Below are 16,189 nucleotides of genomic sequence, written 5' to 3' on the forward strand. Positions count from 1 at the left end.
ATTAAAAATGACTGACGGTCAGTCAGTAAATAATAGAAGGTGAGAGATATGAAAAATAAAGCTTGGTTATATGTCATATTAACATGTATTTTTGAAGTCTTTTGGGTGTTTGGTTTTAATACAGCTCATACTTGGTGGCATTGGGTCATTATTGTAGGAGTTATCGCTGTTGATTTTTACTTCCTATCGAAAGCGTGCGAACATCTTGCAACAGGGACTGTATATGCTGTGTTTGCCGGAGCTGGTACGGTTGGTACTTTCCTAATGGATGTATTCCTTTTCGGCGGCAGTTTCAGTGTAGGAAAGCTATTCTTTATCGTAATGGTCGTAGCGGGCGTGATCGGTTTAAAATTGGCTGATAATAAAGAAGAAACCGCGGAAGAAATTGTGAAAGGAGCTGCTTAAAAATGGGTTGGATTTTCGTGTTTTTTGCTGCAATTAGTGAAATAGTCGGTGTGATAGGCCTTAAAATGTATAGTAAAGATAAGACGTTAACAAATGGAGCGATTTATATAGGTGGATTCGCAACTTCCTTTGCATTCTTATACACATCTTTCTTGTTCTTACAAGTAAGTGTAGCTTATGCGGTTTGGATTGGCATTGGAACAGCAGGAGCTGTTTTATTAAATATGTTTCTGTTTGGTGAATCGAAAAGTAAGGCACGTTTGATTAGTGTGGCTCTTATCGTATGTGGAGTTACGGGATTAAAGGCTCTTTCATAAGAAAAGGATATTAAAGTTAAATCTCCTAACGATTTGTTGGGAGATTTTTATTATGAAAAGTGCACGATGATTGACAGTACAGCTAGTTATTTTATAAAATGAGTGACAGTCATTCAATACGCGTGTGAAAGGGTTTAGATGATGAATAAAAAAGAAAAAATTGTCTATGCAGCTATTGAAGTGTTTCAGGAAAAGGGCGTTGAAAAAACGAAGATTTCTGATATCGTGAAATTGGCTGGCATTGCGCAAGGAACGTTCTATTTATATTTTCCTTCTAAGTTATCTGTTATGCCTGCAATAGCAGAAGTGATGGTTGAGAAGATGATACTTGCAGTGAAAGAAAAAGTACAGAACGATTCACCTTTTTCAAGTAAAGTTGAGCAAGTAATAGATGCGGTATTTACCTTTATAGCTGAATATCGTGAAATACAAGCATTAATGTATGCGGGCCTTGCATCAACTGAACATATAAAAGAATGGGAAGCTGTATATGAGCCTCTTTATATATGGCTAAGTGACTTTTTAAGTGAGGCAAAAGAATCAGGTGAAATTCGTGATTCGGTTCACGCAGAGCGAACAGCGAAGTTATTTATCGCTCTTGTTGAATCAGCAGCGGAACAAGTTTATTTATATGATCATAAAGATGATGAGCAAGTCGAGCTACAAAAGGCAGAAGTACTAGATTTTTTAACACATGCACTACATATAAAGTGAAACTTTAATCAGTGGGAGGGTTCATCCCCACTGATTATTAGTTGAACCAATCGGGCATTTAAGGGCAGTTATCTCCCACCTAACTTCCTCGCATTCGCTGAATTTTGAGGTGGGAGTCTTACTGCCCGTTAATGCGGGATAAAGAAGTAGTAAGATGAACCTGTCTGAAAAGGTAGGTTCATTTCTGCGGGAAACTGAATGATAGTCATTCACCCTGTGTTTATGTATGTGTGGAAGGATAGAGTGAAATTCTAATGAGTGGGGACATCTTTACTCAGTATGAGCCCACAAATAGCAGGATAAAGAAAAAGCTTCTTGGGCATTATTTTTGAGAGGAACTACGGGAAGAGGTGTTAAAAATTGAAGAAACCGATAAAAGAACAAAAGATGGTATTGATCATTCTTTTGAGTAATATATTTATCGCTTTTTTAGGGATTGGATTAATCATTCCGGTTATGCCGTCCTTTATGAATGATATGAATTTAACAGGAAAGACGATGGGTTATCTCGTTGCAGTGTTTGCAATGGCTCAGCTTATTACTTCACCTATTACGGGTCGTTGGGTCGACATTTACGGTAGGAAGAAAATGATAATCATTGGATTATTTATTTTTGGTGTTTCAGAGCTTCTTTTTGGATTAGGTACAGATGTGTGGATGCTTTATGCAGCGAGGGTGCTAGGCGGGATTAGTGCTGCATTTATTATGCCTGGTGTTACGGCATATGTTGCTGATATTACTTCTATTCAAGAACGTCCAAAGGCGATGGGATATCTTTCAGCGGCTATTAGTACCGGATTTATTATAGGGCCTGGAATCGGCGGGTTTATTGCAGAATACGGTATACGTGTGCCGTTCTTTGTGGCAGCAGTGATTGCCTTTGTAGCATGTGTTATTTCCATCTTTATTTTGAAAGAGCCTTTAACGAAAGAGGAACTTGCAGAGATTTCTGCTAATACGAAAGAATCCAGTTTTATCGGAGATTTAAAGAAATCATTAAATCCAATGTATGCAATCGCATTTATTATCGTATTTGTACTCGCATTCGGATTATCGGCATATGAAACTGTGTTTAGTCTGTTTTCTGATCATAAGTTTGGTTTCACACCGAAAGATATTGCTGCCATTATTACAATTAGTTCAATCTTTGGGGTAGTTGTGCAAGTATTTATGTTTGGCAAATTGGTCGACATATTCGGCGAAAAGGTGTTAATTCAAATATGTTTAGTTGTAGGCGCAATGTTAGCATTTGTTTCAACTATAGTCTTTAATTATTGGATTGTACTTCTTGTTACTTGTTTTATTTTCCTCGCATTTGATTTACTACGCCCAGCTTTAACGACGTTTTTATCAAAAGCGGCTGGGAAAGAGCAAGGATTTGTTGCTGGAATGAACTCAACTTATACGAGTTTAGGGAATATTGTAGGGCCAGCGATGGGTGGAATATTATTTGATGTAAATATTAATTATCCATATGCTTTCTCAGGAGTTGTTTTAATAGTTGGTCTTGGCATTACATTTATGTGGAGAGAGAAGCAGTTAGCTGAAAGTTTCGCGAAGTAATTTAGTGAGTAATGAAAAACCCCTTACCATTGTAAGGGGTTTTTAGAGATAATCGAGAAACGTTCTGATTTAAGTGCATTGTAGAAGAAGAGTTTTCTATTGAACAAAAGTGAGGTTTTACATAATTCACCAAATGAATCAATGAGAGCTTCGGCTCACTTTTTTATTTTCATTCGACAAAATATGACAATATCGCGATTGATTGTTTGCTATGATAAACTCGGAAATCTTACATTTTGACCGAAAATTATCAGAAAAGGCGGATTGAATATGGAAACACTAGCAGTACTGATTTTTCTAGCTGCAATTGTTCTGTTTGTATTATTTATAATTGCTATTTTCAAAAAAAAACCTAAGGCGAAACTTATTATTAGTTCGATTGTATGCCTTGTGTTAGCAATGATATTAATACCATCAAAAGATAAAGAAGAAAAATCAAAAGTGAAAGAAACAACCCAACAAGCTTCTACAGAGGTGAAAGAAGAGCCTAAAAAAGAAGAAGTGAAAAAGGAAGAACCAAAAAAAGAACAACCTAAAAAGAAGGAAGAACCTAAGAAAGAGGAGCCTAAAAAGGAACTTTCTAAAGAAGGGGATTCTTCTAAAGTTAAAATCGCTGTAGGTTCTGTTGAATCAATAGATTCTGTTGGTGGCGAATATTTAAAAGAAAATGCACAAGGCGTGTTTAAAGTAGTTGAAATTTCTATTACAAACAATCAAAAAGATGCAATTACTGTTGACGCTAATAGTTTCAAATTAATGGACAATCAAGACCGCGAATTTACATACTCTACACAAGCTCAGACGGCTTATGATATTGGAAATGGTGGTAAATCTGATTTCTTCTTAAAACAACTTAATCCTGGACTAACTCAAACAGGAAAAATCATCTTTGACGTCCCTGCTGACGCACAAGGCTTAGTATTAAAAGCTCGCGGCGGTATGATGGGTAAAGAAATTAAATTAAAAGTAGAATAAACTTTAAAGGAGCACTAAATTGAAAAGAACAGCTGAATTTGTATTAGGACTTATTGGTGGCATTTTTGGTATTATTTGTGCATTTATCGCTTTACTGATCGGCGGTATGGGGGCAGCTTTCGAAGCTGAAGGCGCAAATACGATTATCGGATTGGGATGGGGTGCCGTAGGCCTATCAATCTTAGGAATCGTTGGCTCTGTTATGGTAAGAAACAAAGCAAAAGTTGGCGGTATCATGATGACTGTTGCTGCTATTGGTGGATTTGTTTGTATCTCTATATTTTACTTATTGCCAGGAGTATTATTATTAATCGGCGGATTAATGGGCATCTTCCGTAAAGATAAAGCTGCTGTATCTGCTTAAAAAGGAGCACTCGAAAGAGTGCTTTTATTTTGCCTTTACTAATACTATTTAACAATTATGCATAAATGGAGGAGTCAGCATGAACAAAAAGATAATTGGGGGAATTTTAGGAGTTATTGTGATTGTTATAGCTCTTGTGAGTATGAATGTATTGCAAAACAAAGCTAAAGAAGCTGAAGAAAAGAAGAAACGTGAAGCTAGCTATGTTCAAGCCGCAGCAAAATTTTATAATAATATCGAACTAATGGGGTTTGTTGCTGATACAGTTTTACCAGAGTATTCGAAAACTTGGTCTAAAGCTATTGATGATCGCCAAGATTTTAATGTAGCTGTAAATGCTAAGAAAAGATTCTATAATTCAATGATTTCTCAAGCTTCTGTACTATATAGTGATATGGAAGGTCAATTAAAAACTGTTTCTGAGGCTGCAAAAGAAAATCCAGATAAGTATAAAGAACTTTATGATGAATATAAAAAGATGTATGGAACTATTACATCTTTAAAGGAACAAACTGAATCTCCTAGTGGAACTCTGATGACATTCAACCAAAATGCAAACATGTTATTCCAAGAATACAAGAAATATAAAGGGAATATAGATGTGGCCGTATTTGAGGATGTAAAAAATGAGGTCGATAAAATTAAAGAAAAGAATAAAGAGTAAATACAATAAAATATAGATTTGAAAAACTCCCTTTAGATATCTAAAGGGAGTTTTTTCAGATTATACATTCCTCTTACGACATAACGTTTTGTTTTTTCATTTATTTACCATGAAACCAAGTATTTAAATTAATAGGATTAAAATACAATAATGGTTGTCTATACATTTTTTCGATACAATTACCTTGTAAAGAAATGGAGACTTAATGAAGTGTACGACTGGGTATTATAGGTTTTTTATCCTTTTATTAGAATCATAAATTAACTTGGAATCTATATAAAAAACTTAAATCAAGTCAGAGGAAAGCCCCTTAGCGTGTCATTTCTTTATACATTAAAAAGCCCACCTATTTCCGTAGGTGGGCTTTATCTTTATTACACAATATCAAAGTATACTCTCATTTCCTCATAAACTTTAACATATTTACAAAAACTACACTTTACAAACTTAATCCAAACCGCTTTAATTCAATAAATATCCCCTCTAATTGCTTTCCTTTATCCGTTAACGTGTACTCTACGCGAGGCGGAACTTCTGGGTATACTTTTCGCGTTATAATCCCTTGCGTTTCCAATTCTTTTAGGCGAAGCGATAAAGTTTTCGGACTAATCCCATCCATTGATTTTTGTAAATTACTAAAGCGTAAAGTTCCTTCGATAAGAAGGTCACGAATGATTAAAAACGTCCATTTTGTACTAATTACGTCAAGCGTTTTAGCGATAGGACAAGGTATACCAGGTAAACCTTTCGTTAATACAACTGGATCTATATTGCTCATGGAAATAGCCTCCATAAAATTTTTTAGATGAATTTTCCTTATCGTATCACAAAACTATACTTTTGGTAACTATATGAAAAAATATCACTACTTCCATAAAGGAAGTTAGTGCATATACAATAGCAATACGAAATACAAAGGGTTTGTATGAGGAGGAGGTGATTTCCATGGGTATGAAAAAGTTGTTTATGTTTCTTAGTTTTTTTGTCATTTGCATTGTGCTTGTAGCATGTAGTGGTGAGCAAAAAACTGAAATTCAGTTATTAAAGGAAATGCCGAAGCCAAAAGCACTGACAGTTGATCCTTCATTAAGTAAAAAGGAAGCGACAGAAATCGTGCATGCAGCTCAGCGTTTTTATGCATTTTGGGATACAGGTAAAGAGGAGCTTATTCCGCAGACTGTTACGGGAAATTTTTTCGATAATACGTTGCCGAAAGGTCGTCCACAAGGTACTGAAGGATTAAAGCTTGCGGCGCAAAATTTTCGTAAAGTCGTTCCTGATATACATTGTGAGATTGAAGACTTATTAGTTGTTGGAGATAAAGTAACAGCTCGTCTTTCTTTTACAGGAACTCATAATGATAAGAAAATCAATTTTTTTGCAATTGATATTTTGCATGTGAAAGACGGAAAAATAACGGAAGATTGGCATTTAGAAGATAATCTTACGCTGAAACAGCAACTTGGATTAATAGCTGAAGAGTAGATCATATAGGGGAGAGAAAAGTGATGAAAAATATTTTTATTATAAATGGACATGAAAAATACGGTACGAAAGAAGGACGATTAAATAGAACGTTAGTTGATTATATGGTAACTGTATTAAGTGAGAATCATTATGTGAAAACAACAACGATTCAAGATGGCTACAATATTAAAGAAGAACAAGATAAATTTTTATGGGCCGATGTTGTAATTTATCAAACACCAATTTATTGGTTTAGTGTTCCTGGATTATTTAAAACTTATATGGATGAAGTATATGAATATGGCTTGTTCTTTAAAGGTGCAGATGAATATGGAACAGGCGGTTTATTAAAAGAGAAGCAGTATATGTTTTCTACAACTTGGAACGCACCTGAAAAAGCATTCGGAGATAAGACGAAGTTCTTTGAAGGAGAAAGTTTAGAATCAGCACTTAGTCATTTACATCGTGTGCAGAAGTTTCTTGGCATGAGTCCGTTAAAGAGTTTTGCTTGTTATGATGTGGTGAAAAATCCGGATATTGAGAAATTTTTGATGGACTTGAAGAATCATTTGGCTGAGGTAATTTAATAGTAGTTTGCATCTTTGTGCGTAAAAAGGTTCATCTTTAAACATGTAAGAGAAGGTACTACTAAGGAGGTAGTACCTTCTCTTGCATTCATAAAAATTGCTTAGTTTTTCTTAGCTTAAAGTCTTCATAAGCGGAATTTAACCTTTTATGAAATACGTTGAAAATCTTTACTCATACAGGACTGTTTTAGTTTTTTTGATTTTATCAAATATTTAATATCAGAGATGTTATCGTATGAAAGCTGAGTATGATAATAGTTAATGTACTCAAGTAATGCAAAAATATAAATAAATAGAGTGAATGATAGCCCACCTAAAGGTAAGTGGGGATACCAAATTACAAAATCAATAGTAAACGTAATAAATCCCGTGATAAGTAATGCTATATTTATCTTTTTAAGTATTTTTAAATATTGAATCATCCTAATGGGTGTAACAGATGTTTTCTCTTTTTTAGTCGTTTCCACTTTACGTACCAGTAAAGTGTTCCTTGTAATAAGATAAACTCTAAAAGAAGAAATGAGATCCAAAAAGAATATAAGGAATATAAATGTAACGTAGGATAAGCATAATTAAGTAAGTAACTTGTGAAAATAAAAGTAATGACTGAAAATAACTCACCTGTGTATAGATAGGAAAGCCTTTTTTCTAGGTTGCTTTTCATGGTTCTTCTCCTTTTATAAAAAACTTCACATTTTAATGCGGGGATGGCTGTATCCATAACTTCGCAAAATTCGCCCAACCGAATGAATCAATTGTTACGTTTTTTAAAGAAGAAGGGTATGTTTTTCTTTTTAAAACATGATAGTTAAATAAAATGATGTTTTCAGCTTGTAAAAAATCTTCGATCTCATACATGAGCTTATACCGTTTTTCTTTATTGTCTTCTAATAAAAAGGTATCAAGTAAACAATTAATTTGTTTGGCATAGTGTGGGTCCATGAATCGATTTACGAAGCAACTTTTATTTTTAAATACATTTAAAAATGCAATTTCATGATCAGCAGCAAACACTTCGCCCATAAAAATAATATCGGCATGTTTATCAATAGAACGATCCATATAATCTGAAACGAGAAATGGGTGAAGTTCTACGTGTACTCCTAATTGTTCGCAGCGTTCTTTTAGGAAATGTGCATCATTTGCACTATCTTTAAATGCGAAGAAATAAATATGTATCGTTTCTCCATTATAGGTGCTCTTTTTTAAATAATCTTTCGCTTTTTCTAAAGAGTAGGATCTTCCCTGAGCTTGGCGGCTTCTTTCAGGGAAAAAGCTTGATGCAGCAATTGTTCGTCGCCCCTCTATGTTACGAAGTATCGTTTCAACGTCATATATTTCTCTCCAAGCTTTTCGAAAGTAAATATCGTGATGAGGACCAGGTTTTGTAAAGTTGAAGCCAGCATAAATACAACCTATTTCTTCTATTTGTATGTCATGTCTATCATTTTCGTTTTCATTTGGCAGTTCATAATCAGCATCTATTTGCACATGATCAGGAATACCCCAAAATTCAATACGGTCTAATAATGCGCGCTCTTTAAAATAATGGGTGAACGCTTCGAGTACGATATTGTCTTCAGAGTAATGAGTAAGTTTAAAAGGTCCAGTACCTATGTAGTGATGATTTTGAATAACTGCATCATGCGGTAAAATTGCGAGTTGCATGGAACTCACATAACGTAAGAAAAATAAATTTGGTTTTGCTAAATGGAATCGAATTTGCAGTGGTGATGGTGTTTCAATTTGGACAATTTCCTGTGTTAACCATGCGTAAGGAGATTGAGCTTGCTGCAATCTTTCAAATGAAAATTGAACATCTTTAGAAGTTAAAAGAGTTTCATTATGAAAATGTATATCTTTTCGTAAATAAAACGTCCACGTAAGTTGATCCTGACTTAATTCCCACGTATGAGCAATGTGCGGTTCCATTTGTTCTGTCACATCGTTATAAAAGACTAATGTATCAAAAATTTGACTAGTAAGATGGCTCTCCGTAGTTACAGCCACAAAAGCCGGATCTAATGGGAATATCTTTCTTGATATAGGAATCTTTAATATGTCGTACATATCATTTGAAGGTTCGTATCCAAAATGATGATGTAGTTTATTTTCTATTTTTTTTTGAAGTGCAAGAGGAAGGGGCTCTTTTAAAAGAAGAAAGACATCTTTTAATTTTTCTTGGGCTAACAGTTCATCTGTATAGGATTCAATTGCTTCTACGAAACTATGTGCAAATATAATTTCTGTTTTATTTCCGCGACCACGCCCTGGTGTCCACTTAATGAATTGTTCCTCGCTCATTTTCTTTAATAAAATCTTCACGTTTTTCGTACTGCAATATAAAATATCCGCTAATTCTTGTAAGCTATTTCGTATAAGTTGCTGATCTTGTGAATGTAACCTTAAACGAACATAATAGTCCATAATCTTCATATGTATGCACTTCCTTCTATTTAAAAGGGGAAACTCTTTAGAATATTCTAACCTTTTTCTCCCTCTTTTTCAAAGTAAAATGAATAAGCATAAGGAGGGGGAAACGATGGGATTCTGGAGTATGCATCGAAATATAAAAATTAGAATTATAACATCATTTTTAACACGAGCGGTATCAACGATGATTTTTCCGTTCATGGCAATTTATTTTTCAATAAAGTTAGATAGTGCGATGGCTGGTGCTTTACTACTAATTAATGTAATAGCTTCATTAGTAATTGGTTTATACGGTGGATATATTGGAGATCGACTCGGTCGTAAAAAAGTGATGATTATCGGCCAAAGTATACAAGTCGTTTCCATTGCTTGTATGGGAATTGCGAACTCAGATTATGTAGATTCACCGTGGTTAACATTTTTATTTATGCTAGCGAACAGCTTAGGATCTGGACTTATGAACCCAGCGACCGAAGCGATGTTAATCGATGTGAGTACACCTGAAAATCGAAAGGTCATGTACAGCATTAACTACTGGGCTATTAACTTGTCAATTGCGATTGGAGCAATATTTGGCGGGTTACTATTTGAAAACTATAGATTACAGTTGTTTATCGTATTAACGGTTGTTGCAATCATTACTTTATATGTGATGGCTGTATATATGGAAGAAGTGTATGTAGCACGAAAAACAGTGGAGAAGAAAAATGTATTAAAAGATATGGCAGATAGTTATAAAGTCGTGATGAAAGACCGAGCGTTTTTAATTTTTTGTGCAGCAAGTATATGTACACTATCGTTAGAGTTTCAAATTAATAATTATTTAGGGGTACGTTTGCAGAAGGAATTTGAAACGATTCACTTTTTCTTCGGAAATGGTTTTACGTTTGATTTAACAGGTATTCGAATGCTGAGCTGGATATCTACAGAGAATACAATTTTAATTGTATTATTTTCGGCGCTTGTTATTAAAATGTTGAAGAGCTTCAACGATTTAAAGATCTTATATGTAGGCTTATTCATTTATACAATTGGATTTACCATACTCGGAACGAGCAATAGCTTATGGATTTTATTAATTGCGGGGCTTTTCCAAACCGTAGGAGAGATGATGTATGTACCGGTTCGTCAATCCATAATGGCAGATATGGTGCCAAATGAGGCGCGAGGTTCTTATATGGCGATTAACGGAATGGTCTTTCAAGTGGCAAAAATGAATGGTGCATTAGGTGTTATGTTAGGTTCATTTATTGCCTCTTGGGGAATGAGTGTGCTCTATTTCATAGTTGGTATGAGCAGTATTTTATTATTTATGAAGGCGATAGGGAAAGAGAAGTATGAGGATGAGAGGGAGGTTTCTCAGATTGGATAAAACTATATAAAAAGCGAACCAGTTATACTGGGACTCGCTTTTTATATCATTTTTAAAACGGATCCACTTCAGCTAAGTCAGGATTAGCGTTAGGATTAGTTAATAAATTTTTCAGTTCACCTACTTCTGAGAGAGCGACGAGGATATAACCACTAATGAGGACGATGAGTCCGATGACACGTAATGTTTGCAGTGAAATTTCACGGCTATGTTCTTCTGAATCGTGTGATGGCGTTGAAGGTGGATTATTGTTCATAATAAGGCTCCCATCTATTTTTATTTACATATGTGTAAATCATTATTTAACGTATGGGTAGGAATTGTATAGTCATTTTCACTATATGAGAAATGCCTACGAAAAGTGATTAGAAATTTTAGGACGAGAAAAGAGGCTGTTATGTGCAGCCTCTTTTTCGTTAAAATGAAGAAATTCGTTTCTTCGTTTTTGGTATAATAATAAACTTTATCCAAAGTACACCGATTACCGTAATAATCAAAGCATGTAGTAATTGTCCTGTAGCAATGAGTATAACACTTGAAAATACAATGAGTTGAATACTTAGTAATGTGAAAATTAAGCTGAGAAATTGATTCATTCTTTCTTCAGTAGCAATCGGATATAATGCCACAATAATATTTCCTGAAAAATATTTCCACAGAGAACGAAGTTGCATAGAAATCATATATAGGACGATGTAAGCGATAGCGCCTTTTGCGTATATGTTCGGTATGAAGTATAGGGTGAAGGAACCGATTAACCCCAAGCGAATATATATACCGAAATAATCATTCCCACGTAAAAACGCTAGTGTATGTAAATAGAAGAAAGTAGCTTGTTTTTTATGTAGTAAAGGTTCAATCCAATTTGTAAGCCATTTTCTGCCGTTTACTTGTTTTTTAATTTGCGGAACATCGGTAAAGATGCTAGCGAATTGATAAAAGCGTATGTCCATTTTTTCTTCTTGCTCAATTATGTATTCCCACGGTATTCGCTTTGTGGGCTGTTTCTTCGTATATAGAAGTAGGAAAGCGAGAAGTAAGAGTAATCCGCCTAATACAATTACATTTGCAGTATAAAATAGCATGTAAATGATCAGGGCGTTACAAGCAATACGAATGATAAACCATATGCTTTTTTCATAACTATCACGCCATATCCAATGTATGTATATGTTCCAGCCCTTTAGAATCATTAAAACGATAAAGATTGTACATAGAAAAGGTACAGTCAATTGTAATGATTGCATGGCAATTGGTACGAGAATAAGGAACGTAAATAATAATGGGAAAAGCTGAATGATGTAATTATATAGAAGAGATTTTTTAAAATAAGAAGTTAATTTCTCTTCTAGTGCTAGTAAATAGACAGCATCGGGCTTTTGAATAAATGTACGTATTGGGCATCTCGTTATAATCGCTGTTAAGACGATTGTAATAAGCAATAGAGATATTCCTTTAGAAGGATCCGTTTTAAGAAACTTGGCGTAATAATATGCACCTACACATGAGACGAAGATGAAACTATATAGTAAACCGTTAATCATACGTGCAAAGTATGTGATGGCATTTTGAATATGTTGTTGAAAGCGAGAGCTCCATAGTGATTCGATTGACATGTTTTTCACCTCTTTTTTCTATTATATATGTTTTATTAAGCAAAAAACGAGCAAATTGCGTTATGCAACTTGCTCGTTTTTCTTTTCTTTATTTTTTTTCTGATCACGATTCATTAATGGATAGAAGGCAAAGCCAATTACGAATAAACCAATTCCGAGAAGGAATGTTTTAATATCGGATGCGCCTGTTTTAATAACCCATAGTGCATAGCAAAGTGCGATCACTGCGACTACGCCATCCATAATTCTTGCCCGCATTTCATTTTTGTATGTTTCACCAGTTGCGACTAGTTTTAACTGGAAGATTGGTGAAACGAGATATGGAATGAGGTAGGCTAAAGTTGACACTGTAATAACGAATGTATAAGCTTCCGCAATTGTTCCTGATAATGTTGAGAATAAGAACACTTGCGACATAATGTTTGTTAATCTTAGTGAATGAATTGGACTTCCTTTTTTGTTTGTTTTTGCGAAGAAGGAAGGGAAGAAACCTTCTTTTGCTGCTTGATAAGGCACTTCTGAGCTTAATAAAATCCAGCCTAATATTGAACCGAATAGGGAAGTAAGAGCAAGTAATGCCATAAGTTTCCCGCCGCCGTGACCCATTGCAGCGTTTAATGCATCTGCTAATGGACGTTCAGAAGCTTGTAATTTATCAACGTGAAGTACACCCATTGTTAAAATTGTAATTCCTAAATAAATTGCAACTGTTATTAGTAAACCGGCAACAGTCGCACGTTTTACCGTTTTGGGAGAAGTAGCTCGGTTTGATAAAAGAACGGCTGATTCAATCCCGATAAATGCCCAAAGCGTTGTAAGAGCCGCTAAATTTACTTGTGAAAGGAGGCCGTGTGATACGCCTTCTTTATCGATCATTGGTGTGTACCATTGTCCAAATTTTGAAGCTTCGAACGCAAATAACGTAACGACGATGAATAGAAGGAATCCAGTCACTTTCGTTGTTGTTGCTAAGAAGTTTAGCTTCCCAGCTCCGCTTACACCGTTTGTTAAAATTAAATGTGTTCCCCAAAGTAAGATGGAACAAATAGTAAATGTAATTAGTTTTCCAACTTCTATATTGAAAGAGCCAATTGAAAATAGTAGTCGTGTATCTTTCATAATTGGGAAGAAGAGCGATAAATATCCCGCGAAAGATGTAATAATGGCAACGTTACTTGCCCAGTTTGCAACCCAATATCCCCATACCATGCTGAAACCAGCCATTTTCTTTCTTTTTGGTGTTGAGAATAAAGCATATGCATGACTTTGTGGTCCTGTCGTTAAATCAGGACGACGAATTGCTAAATTACCGAAAACAAGAGCTAGCATTAAAACACCAAACCCTGTTGTTAACCAAGCTAAAGTGACACCGAGTGGGCTAGCTGTTTGTGCCAACGTACTTGGTACCATGAAAATACCAGCGCCAACCATGTTACCGACAACGAAAGCTGTTAGTACCCAAAAGCCCCATTTTTTTTGTTGCATAGAAAATACCTCCAAAGTTAGTATAACCAAGTCAAGCGAGGAGATATGTATGTCTTCCTATTAGGGAAGAGAAGTTCCAAACAAAACAAAAAAAGCACGTAAACTTGCCGCTACATGCTTTCTATCTTATAAGAAACCCACGACATACCTCTCGATAGCTCTCCACAAACGAAACGTTTGTGACAGTTCTGCACTTATTAAATGCAGACCCAGCAAGCGTGCATGGTGGACACATCTTACTTCGGCAACCATTCCTTTCTCATTCATTCATCAATGCCACTACATCTCCTGAAATGATACTCTTAATGATTGCAACCTCTACCTCACCGAGATACGAATGAGGATTTATGTATTAAATTAACATGTTTAAGAGTAACAAATGTATTTTTATACGTCAATGGATATAGTAATAATCAGATTATAGAGAAGAATTTGTTATTAGGTCCTGGAGGGTTTTAACTAAAAAGCAGCTGACCTAAATATTAGATCAGCTGCTGAATATAAGATTAAACTAAGTTTAATACAGTTACTTTTTGACGAGTCATAGACTCAAGACTCTTACGAATACCTTGTGCGCCCATACCTGAACCTTTTACACCGATGAATGGGAAGTGGTCAGGGCCGCGCTCTGTGCGTCCGTTAATTTGAACAGAACCAGTGTCGATTTTGTTAGCAATTGCAAATGCTTTGTTAATGTCTTTCGTGAAGACACTTGCTTGCAGACCGAACTCTGATTTGTTAGCAATTTCAATCGCTTGTTCGTCAGAAGAAACACGGATGATTGGAAGGATTGGGCCAAATGGCTCTTCCCAAGCAACTTTCATTTCTTCTGTTACGTTGTCGATTAATGTTGGATAAATTAGGTTGCGCTCACGTTTGTTACCGATAACGATTGTTGCACCTTTTTCAGCAGCATCGTCAATTAAACCTTGAACGAAGTCAGCAGATTTGTCGTCGATTAATGGAACGATTGTGCTGTTTTGTTCTGGAGATCCAACTGATAGTTCAGCTACTTGCTCTTTTAATAAGCCAGCTAGTTCGTCTGCTACATTTTCATGTACAAGTACACGCTTAATAGCTGTACAACGTTGACCTGAGTAAGAGAATGCACCGCTTACGATATGCTTTGCAGCTTCTTGTAAGTCTGCATCTTCACAAACGATACCAGGATCTTTACCACCAAGTTCTAATACAAGTGGAATCATCGCAGCTTTTTTCGCTAAATGTTTACCTGTATTTGTACCACCTGTGAACGATACCATATTTACGCCAGGATGTTCTACTAAGTAGTCACCAATTACAGAACCGCGTCCTGTAGCTACGTTTACAAGACCTTTTGGTAGGCCTGCTTTATGAAGTGCTTCAACCATTTTAACACCGCTAATTGCACCTTGAGTTGCTGGTTTGAAGATAACAGCGTTACCCATAATAAGTGCTGGTGCAAGTTTTGCAGCAGATAAGTTTACTGGGTAGTTAAATGGTGCAATTGCTAATACAACACCAAGTGGTGCGCGCTGAATAATCGCAAGTTTAGATTTAGATCCACCAGGGAAGCTATCACCCATCATGCTTTCACCGTGCATGTGAAGTGCTTCGTCAACTGTGTAACGAATTAAGTCAGCTGTACGAACGACTTCTTTTTGCGCATCTTTATAGCCTTTACCGACTTCTTTCATAATGATATCGGCAATTTCATCTTGCATATTTACGAGCTCATCAGCCCATTTATATAAATATTTTGCGCGATCTTGTAGAGAAGCTTCAGCCCATGATTTTTGAGCTTCTTTTGCAGATGCAATTGCTTCATCCACTTCTCCTCGAGTAATTGCTTGTACTTGCCCAATTACTTCGTGTAAGTATGGAGATGGAATGTCGATTGTTTGACCTGAAGAGCTTTCTTTCCATTCTCCGTTTAAATAAAATTTGTACGTATTGCTAGTTGTCATGATTAGTCCTCCTAAAATAGCAACTTGTAAGAGTGAGTATAAGGTGATTGTAGGTGGTTTGATAATATTTTTCAAATGAAATGTTTGTGAAAACGATTTCTTACTATTTTTTTATTTTGTATGCCCTTTCTTACAGAAGATTCTCTTATTTCAAACTGAATTATAAGCAGAATGCATCACTTTTATTTTTGTGATAAAAGATTATTTTATTCTAAAGCGAAAAAAATAATTGACAGAATACTCAATAAAGTTTTAAGATTATAAATGGAAAATAAATGAAG

The 16,189-nt window shown here is 35.4% G+C and carries 16 protein-coding genes, 1 pseudogene and 1 riboswitch; of the genes and pseudogenes, 10 read left to right on the top strand and 7 right to left on the bottom strand.

Features of this window, described 5'->3' with window-relative positions; all coding sequences use genetic code 11:
• The first annotated feature begins 48 nt into the window (after positions 1-48).
• The 7 genes from JFT89_RS21995 (at position 49) to JFT89_RS22025 (ending at position 5,002) form a co-directional block, all read left to right on the top strand.
• Complete coding sequence (locus JFT89_RS21995; protein WP_016094709.1) at positions 49-405, top strand: DMT family transporter; 357 nt, start codon at positions 49-51, stop codon at positions 403-405.
• 2 nt (positions 406-407) lie between these two features.
• Positions 408-722, top strand: a complete 315-nt coding sequence (locus JFT89_RS22000; protein ID WP_002063959.1) for a DMT family transporter — start codon at positions 408-410, stop codon at positions 720-722.
• Between the two features lie 138 nt (positions 723-860).
• Positions 861-1,436 (top strand): TetR/AcrR family transcriptional regulator, encoded by a 576-nt coding sequence (locus JFT89_RS22005; RefSeq protein ID WP_002029987.1) that lies wholly within the window; start codon positions 861-863, stop codon positions 1,434-1,436.
• A gap of 360 nt (positions 1,437-1,796) precedes the next feature.
• Entirely contained in the window at positions 1,797-2,999 is a 1,203-nt protein-coding gene (locus JFT89_RS22010; RefSeq protein WP_201040575.1) for an MFS transporter, read from the top strand.
• Between the two features lie 270 nt (positions 3,000-3,269).
• Positions 3,270-3,974: a DUF4352 domain-containing protein gene (locus JFT89_RS22015; protein ID WP_002166321.1), complete on the top strand. Its 705-nt coding sequence runs from the start codon at positions 3,270-3,272 to the stop codon at positions 3,972-3,974.
• A 19-nt stretch (positions 3,975-3,993) separates the two neighbouring features.
• Positions 3,994-4,338 carry a DUF4064 domain-containing protein gene (locus JFT89_RS22020; RefSeq protein ID WP_002166320.1) on the top strand — a complete coding sequence of 115 codons (345 nt, stop codon included), beginning with the start codon at positions 3,994-3,996 and terminating at the stop codon, positions 4,336-4,338.
• A gap of 79 nt (positions 4,339-4,417) precedes the next feature.
• Entirely contained in the window at positions 4,418-5,002 is a 585-nt protein-coding gene (locus JFT89_RS22025; RefSeq protein WP_201040576.1) for a hypothetical protein, read from the top strand.
• A gap of 439 nt (positions 5,003-5,441) precedes the next feature.
• Here the strand turns inward: JFT89_RS22025 and JFT89_RS22030 are convergent, their stop codons facing one another.
• Entirely contained in the window at positions 5,442-5,780 is a 339-nt protein-coding gene (locus tag JFT89_RS22030; protein ID WP_002087382.1) for a winged helix-turn-helix transcriptional regulator, read from the bottom strand.
• Positions 5,781-5,947: 167 nt separating this feature from the next.
• On the opposite strand from JFT89_RS22030, the gene JFT89_RS22035 reads away from it, so the two are divergent.
• Positions 5,948-6,487, top strand: a complete 540-nt coding sequence (locus JFT89_RS22035) for an ester cyclase (RefSeq protein ID WP_201040577.1) — start codon at positions 5,948-5,950, stop codon at positions 6,485-6,487.
• A gap of 23 nt (positions 6,488-6,510) precedes the next feature.
• Positions 6,511-7,056: an NAD(P)H-dependent oxidoreductase gene (locus JFT89_RS22040; RefSeq protein ID WP_201040578.1), complete on the top strand. Its 546-nt coding sequence runs from the start codon at positions 6,511-6,513 to the stop codon at positions 7,054-7,056.
• A 146-nt stretch (positions 7,057-7,202) separates the two neighbouring features.
• Here JFT89_RS22040 and JFT89_RS22045 read toward each other — a convergent pair.
• Together JFT89_RS22045 and JFT89_RS22050 are read right to left on the bottom strand one after the other, a co-directional pair.
• Positions 7,203-7,720: pseudogene (locus JFT89_RS22045) on the bottom strand (general stress protein).
• Positions 7,721-7,752: 32 nt separating this feature from the next.
• Positions 7,753-9,492: an SgrR family transcriptional regulator gene (locus JFT89_RS22050; protein WP_201040579.1), complete on the bottom strand. Its 1,740-nt coding sequence runs from the start codon at positions 9,490-9,492 to the stop codon at positions 7,753-7,755.
• A 106-nt stretch (positions 9,493-9,598) separates the two neighbouring features.
• On the opposite strand from JFT89_RS22050, the gene JFT89_RS22055 reads away from it, so the two are divergent.
• On the top strand, positions 9,599-10,861 hold the full coding sequence (locus JFT89_RS22055) for an MDR family MFS transporter (protein WP_242488420.1): 1,263 nt from the start codon (positions 9,599-9,601) through the stop codon (positions 10,859-10,861).
• A gap of 52 nt (positions 10,862-10,913) precedes the next feature.
• Here JFT89_RS22055 and JFT89_RS22060 read toward each other — a convergent pair whose 3' ends face one another.
• From JFT89_RS22060 to gapN, 4 genes are all read right to left on the bottom strand, one after another.
• On the bottom strand, positions 10,914-11,117 hold the full coding sequence (locus tag JFT89_RS22060; RefSeq protein WP_002063968.1) for a hypothetical protein: 204 nt from the start codon (positions 11,115-11,117) through the stop codon (positions 10,914-10,916).
• Positions 11,118-11,277: 160 nt separating this feature from the next.
• The gene (locus tag JFT89_RS22065; RefSeq protein ID WP_201040581.1) at positions 11,278-12,477 is read right to left on the bottom strand and encodes an ABC transporter permease; all 1,200 of its coding nucleotides are present in this window, start codon (positions 12,475-12,477) and stop codon (positions 11,278-11,280) included.
• 60 nt (positions 12,478-12,537) lie between these two features.
• Positions 12,538-13,962: an amino acid permease gene (locus JFT89_RS22070; RefSeq protein ID WP_199673273.1), complete on the bottom strand. Its 1,425-nt coding sequence runs from the start codon at positions 13,960-13,962 to the stop codon at positions 12,538-12,540.
• Positions 13,963-14,109: 147 nt separating this feature from the next.
• Positions 14,110-14,291: riboswitch (Lysine riboswitch) on the bottom strand.
• A 177-nt stretch (positions 14,292-14,468) separates the two neighbouring features.
• Positions 14,469-15,908 carry an NADP-dependent glyceraldehyde-3-phosphate dehydrogenase gene (gene gapN, locus JFT89_RS22075; protein WP_201040582.1) on the bottom strand — a complete coding sequence of 480 codons (1,440 nt, stop codon included), beginning with the start codon at positions 15,906-15,908 and terminating at the stop codon, positions 14,469-14,471.
• Positions 15,909-16,189: the final 281 nt, after the last annotated feature.

This window comes from Bacillus sp. TH25 (assembly GCF_016650935.1).
Lineage (GTDB): Bacteria > Bacillota > Bacilli > Bacillales > Bacillaceae_G > Bacillus_A > Bacillus_A mycoides.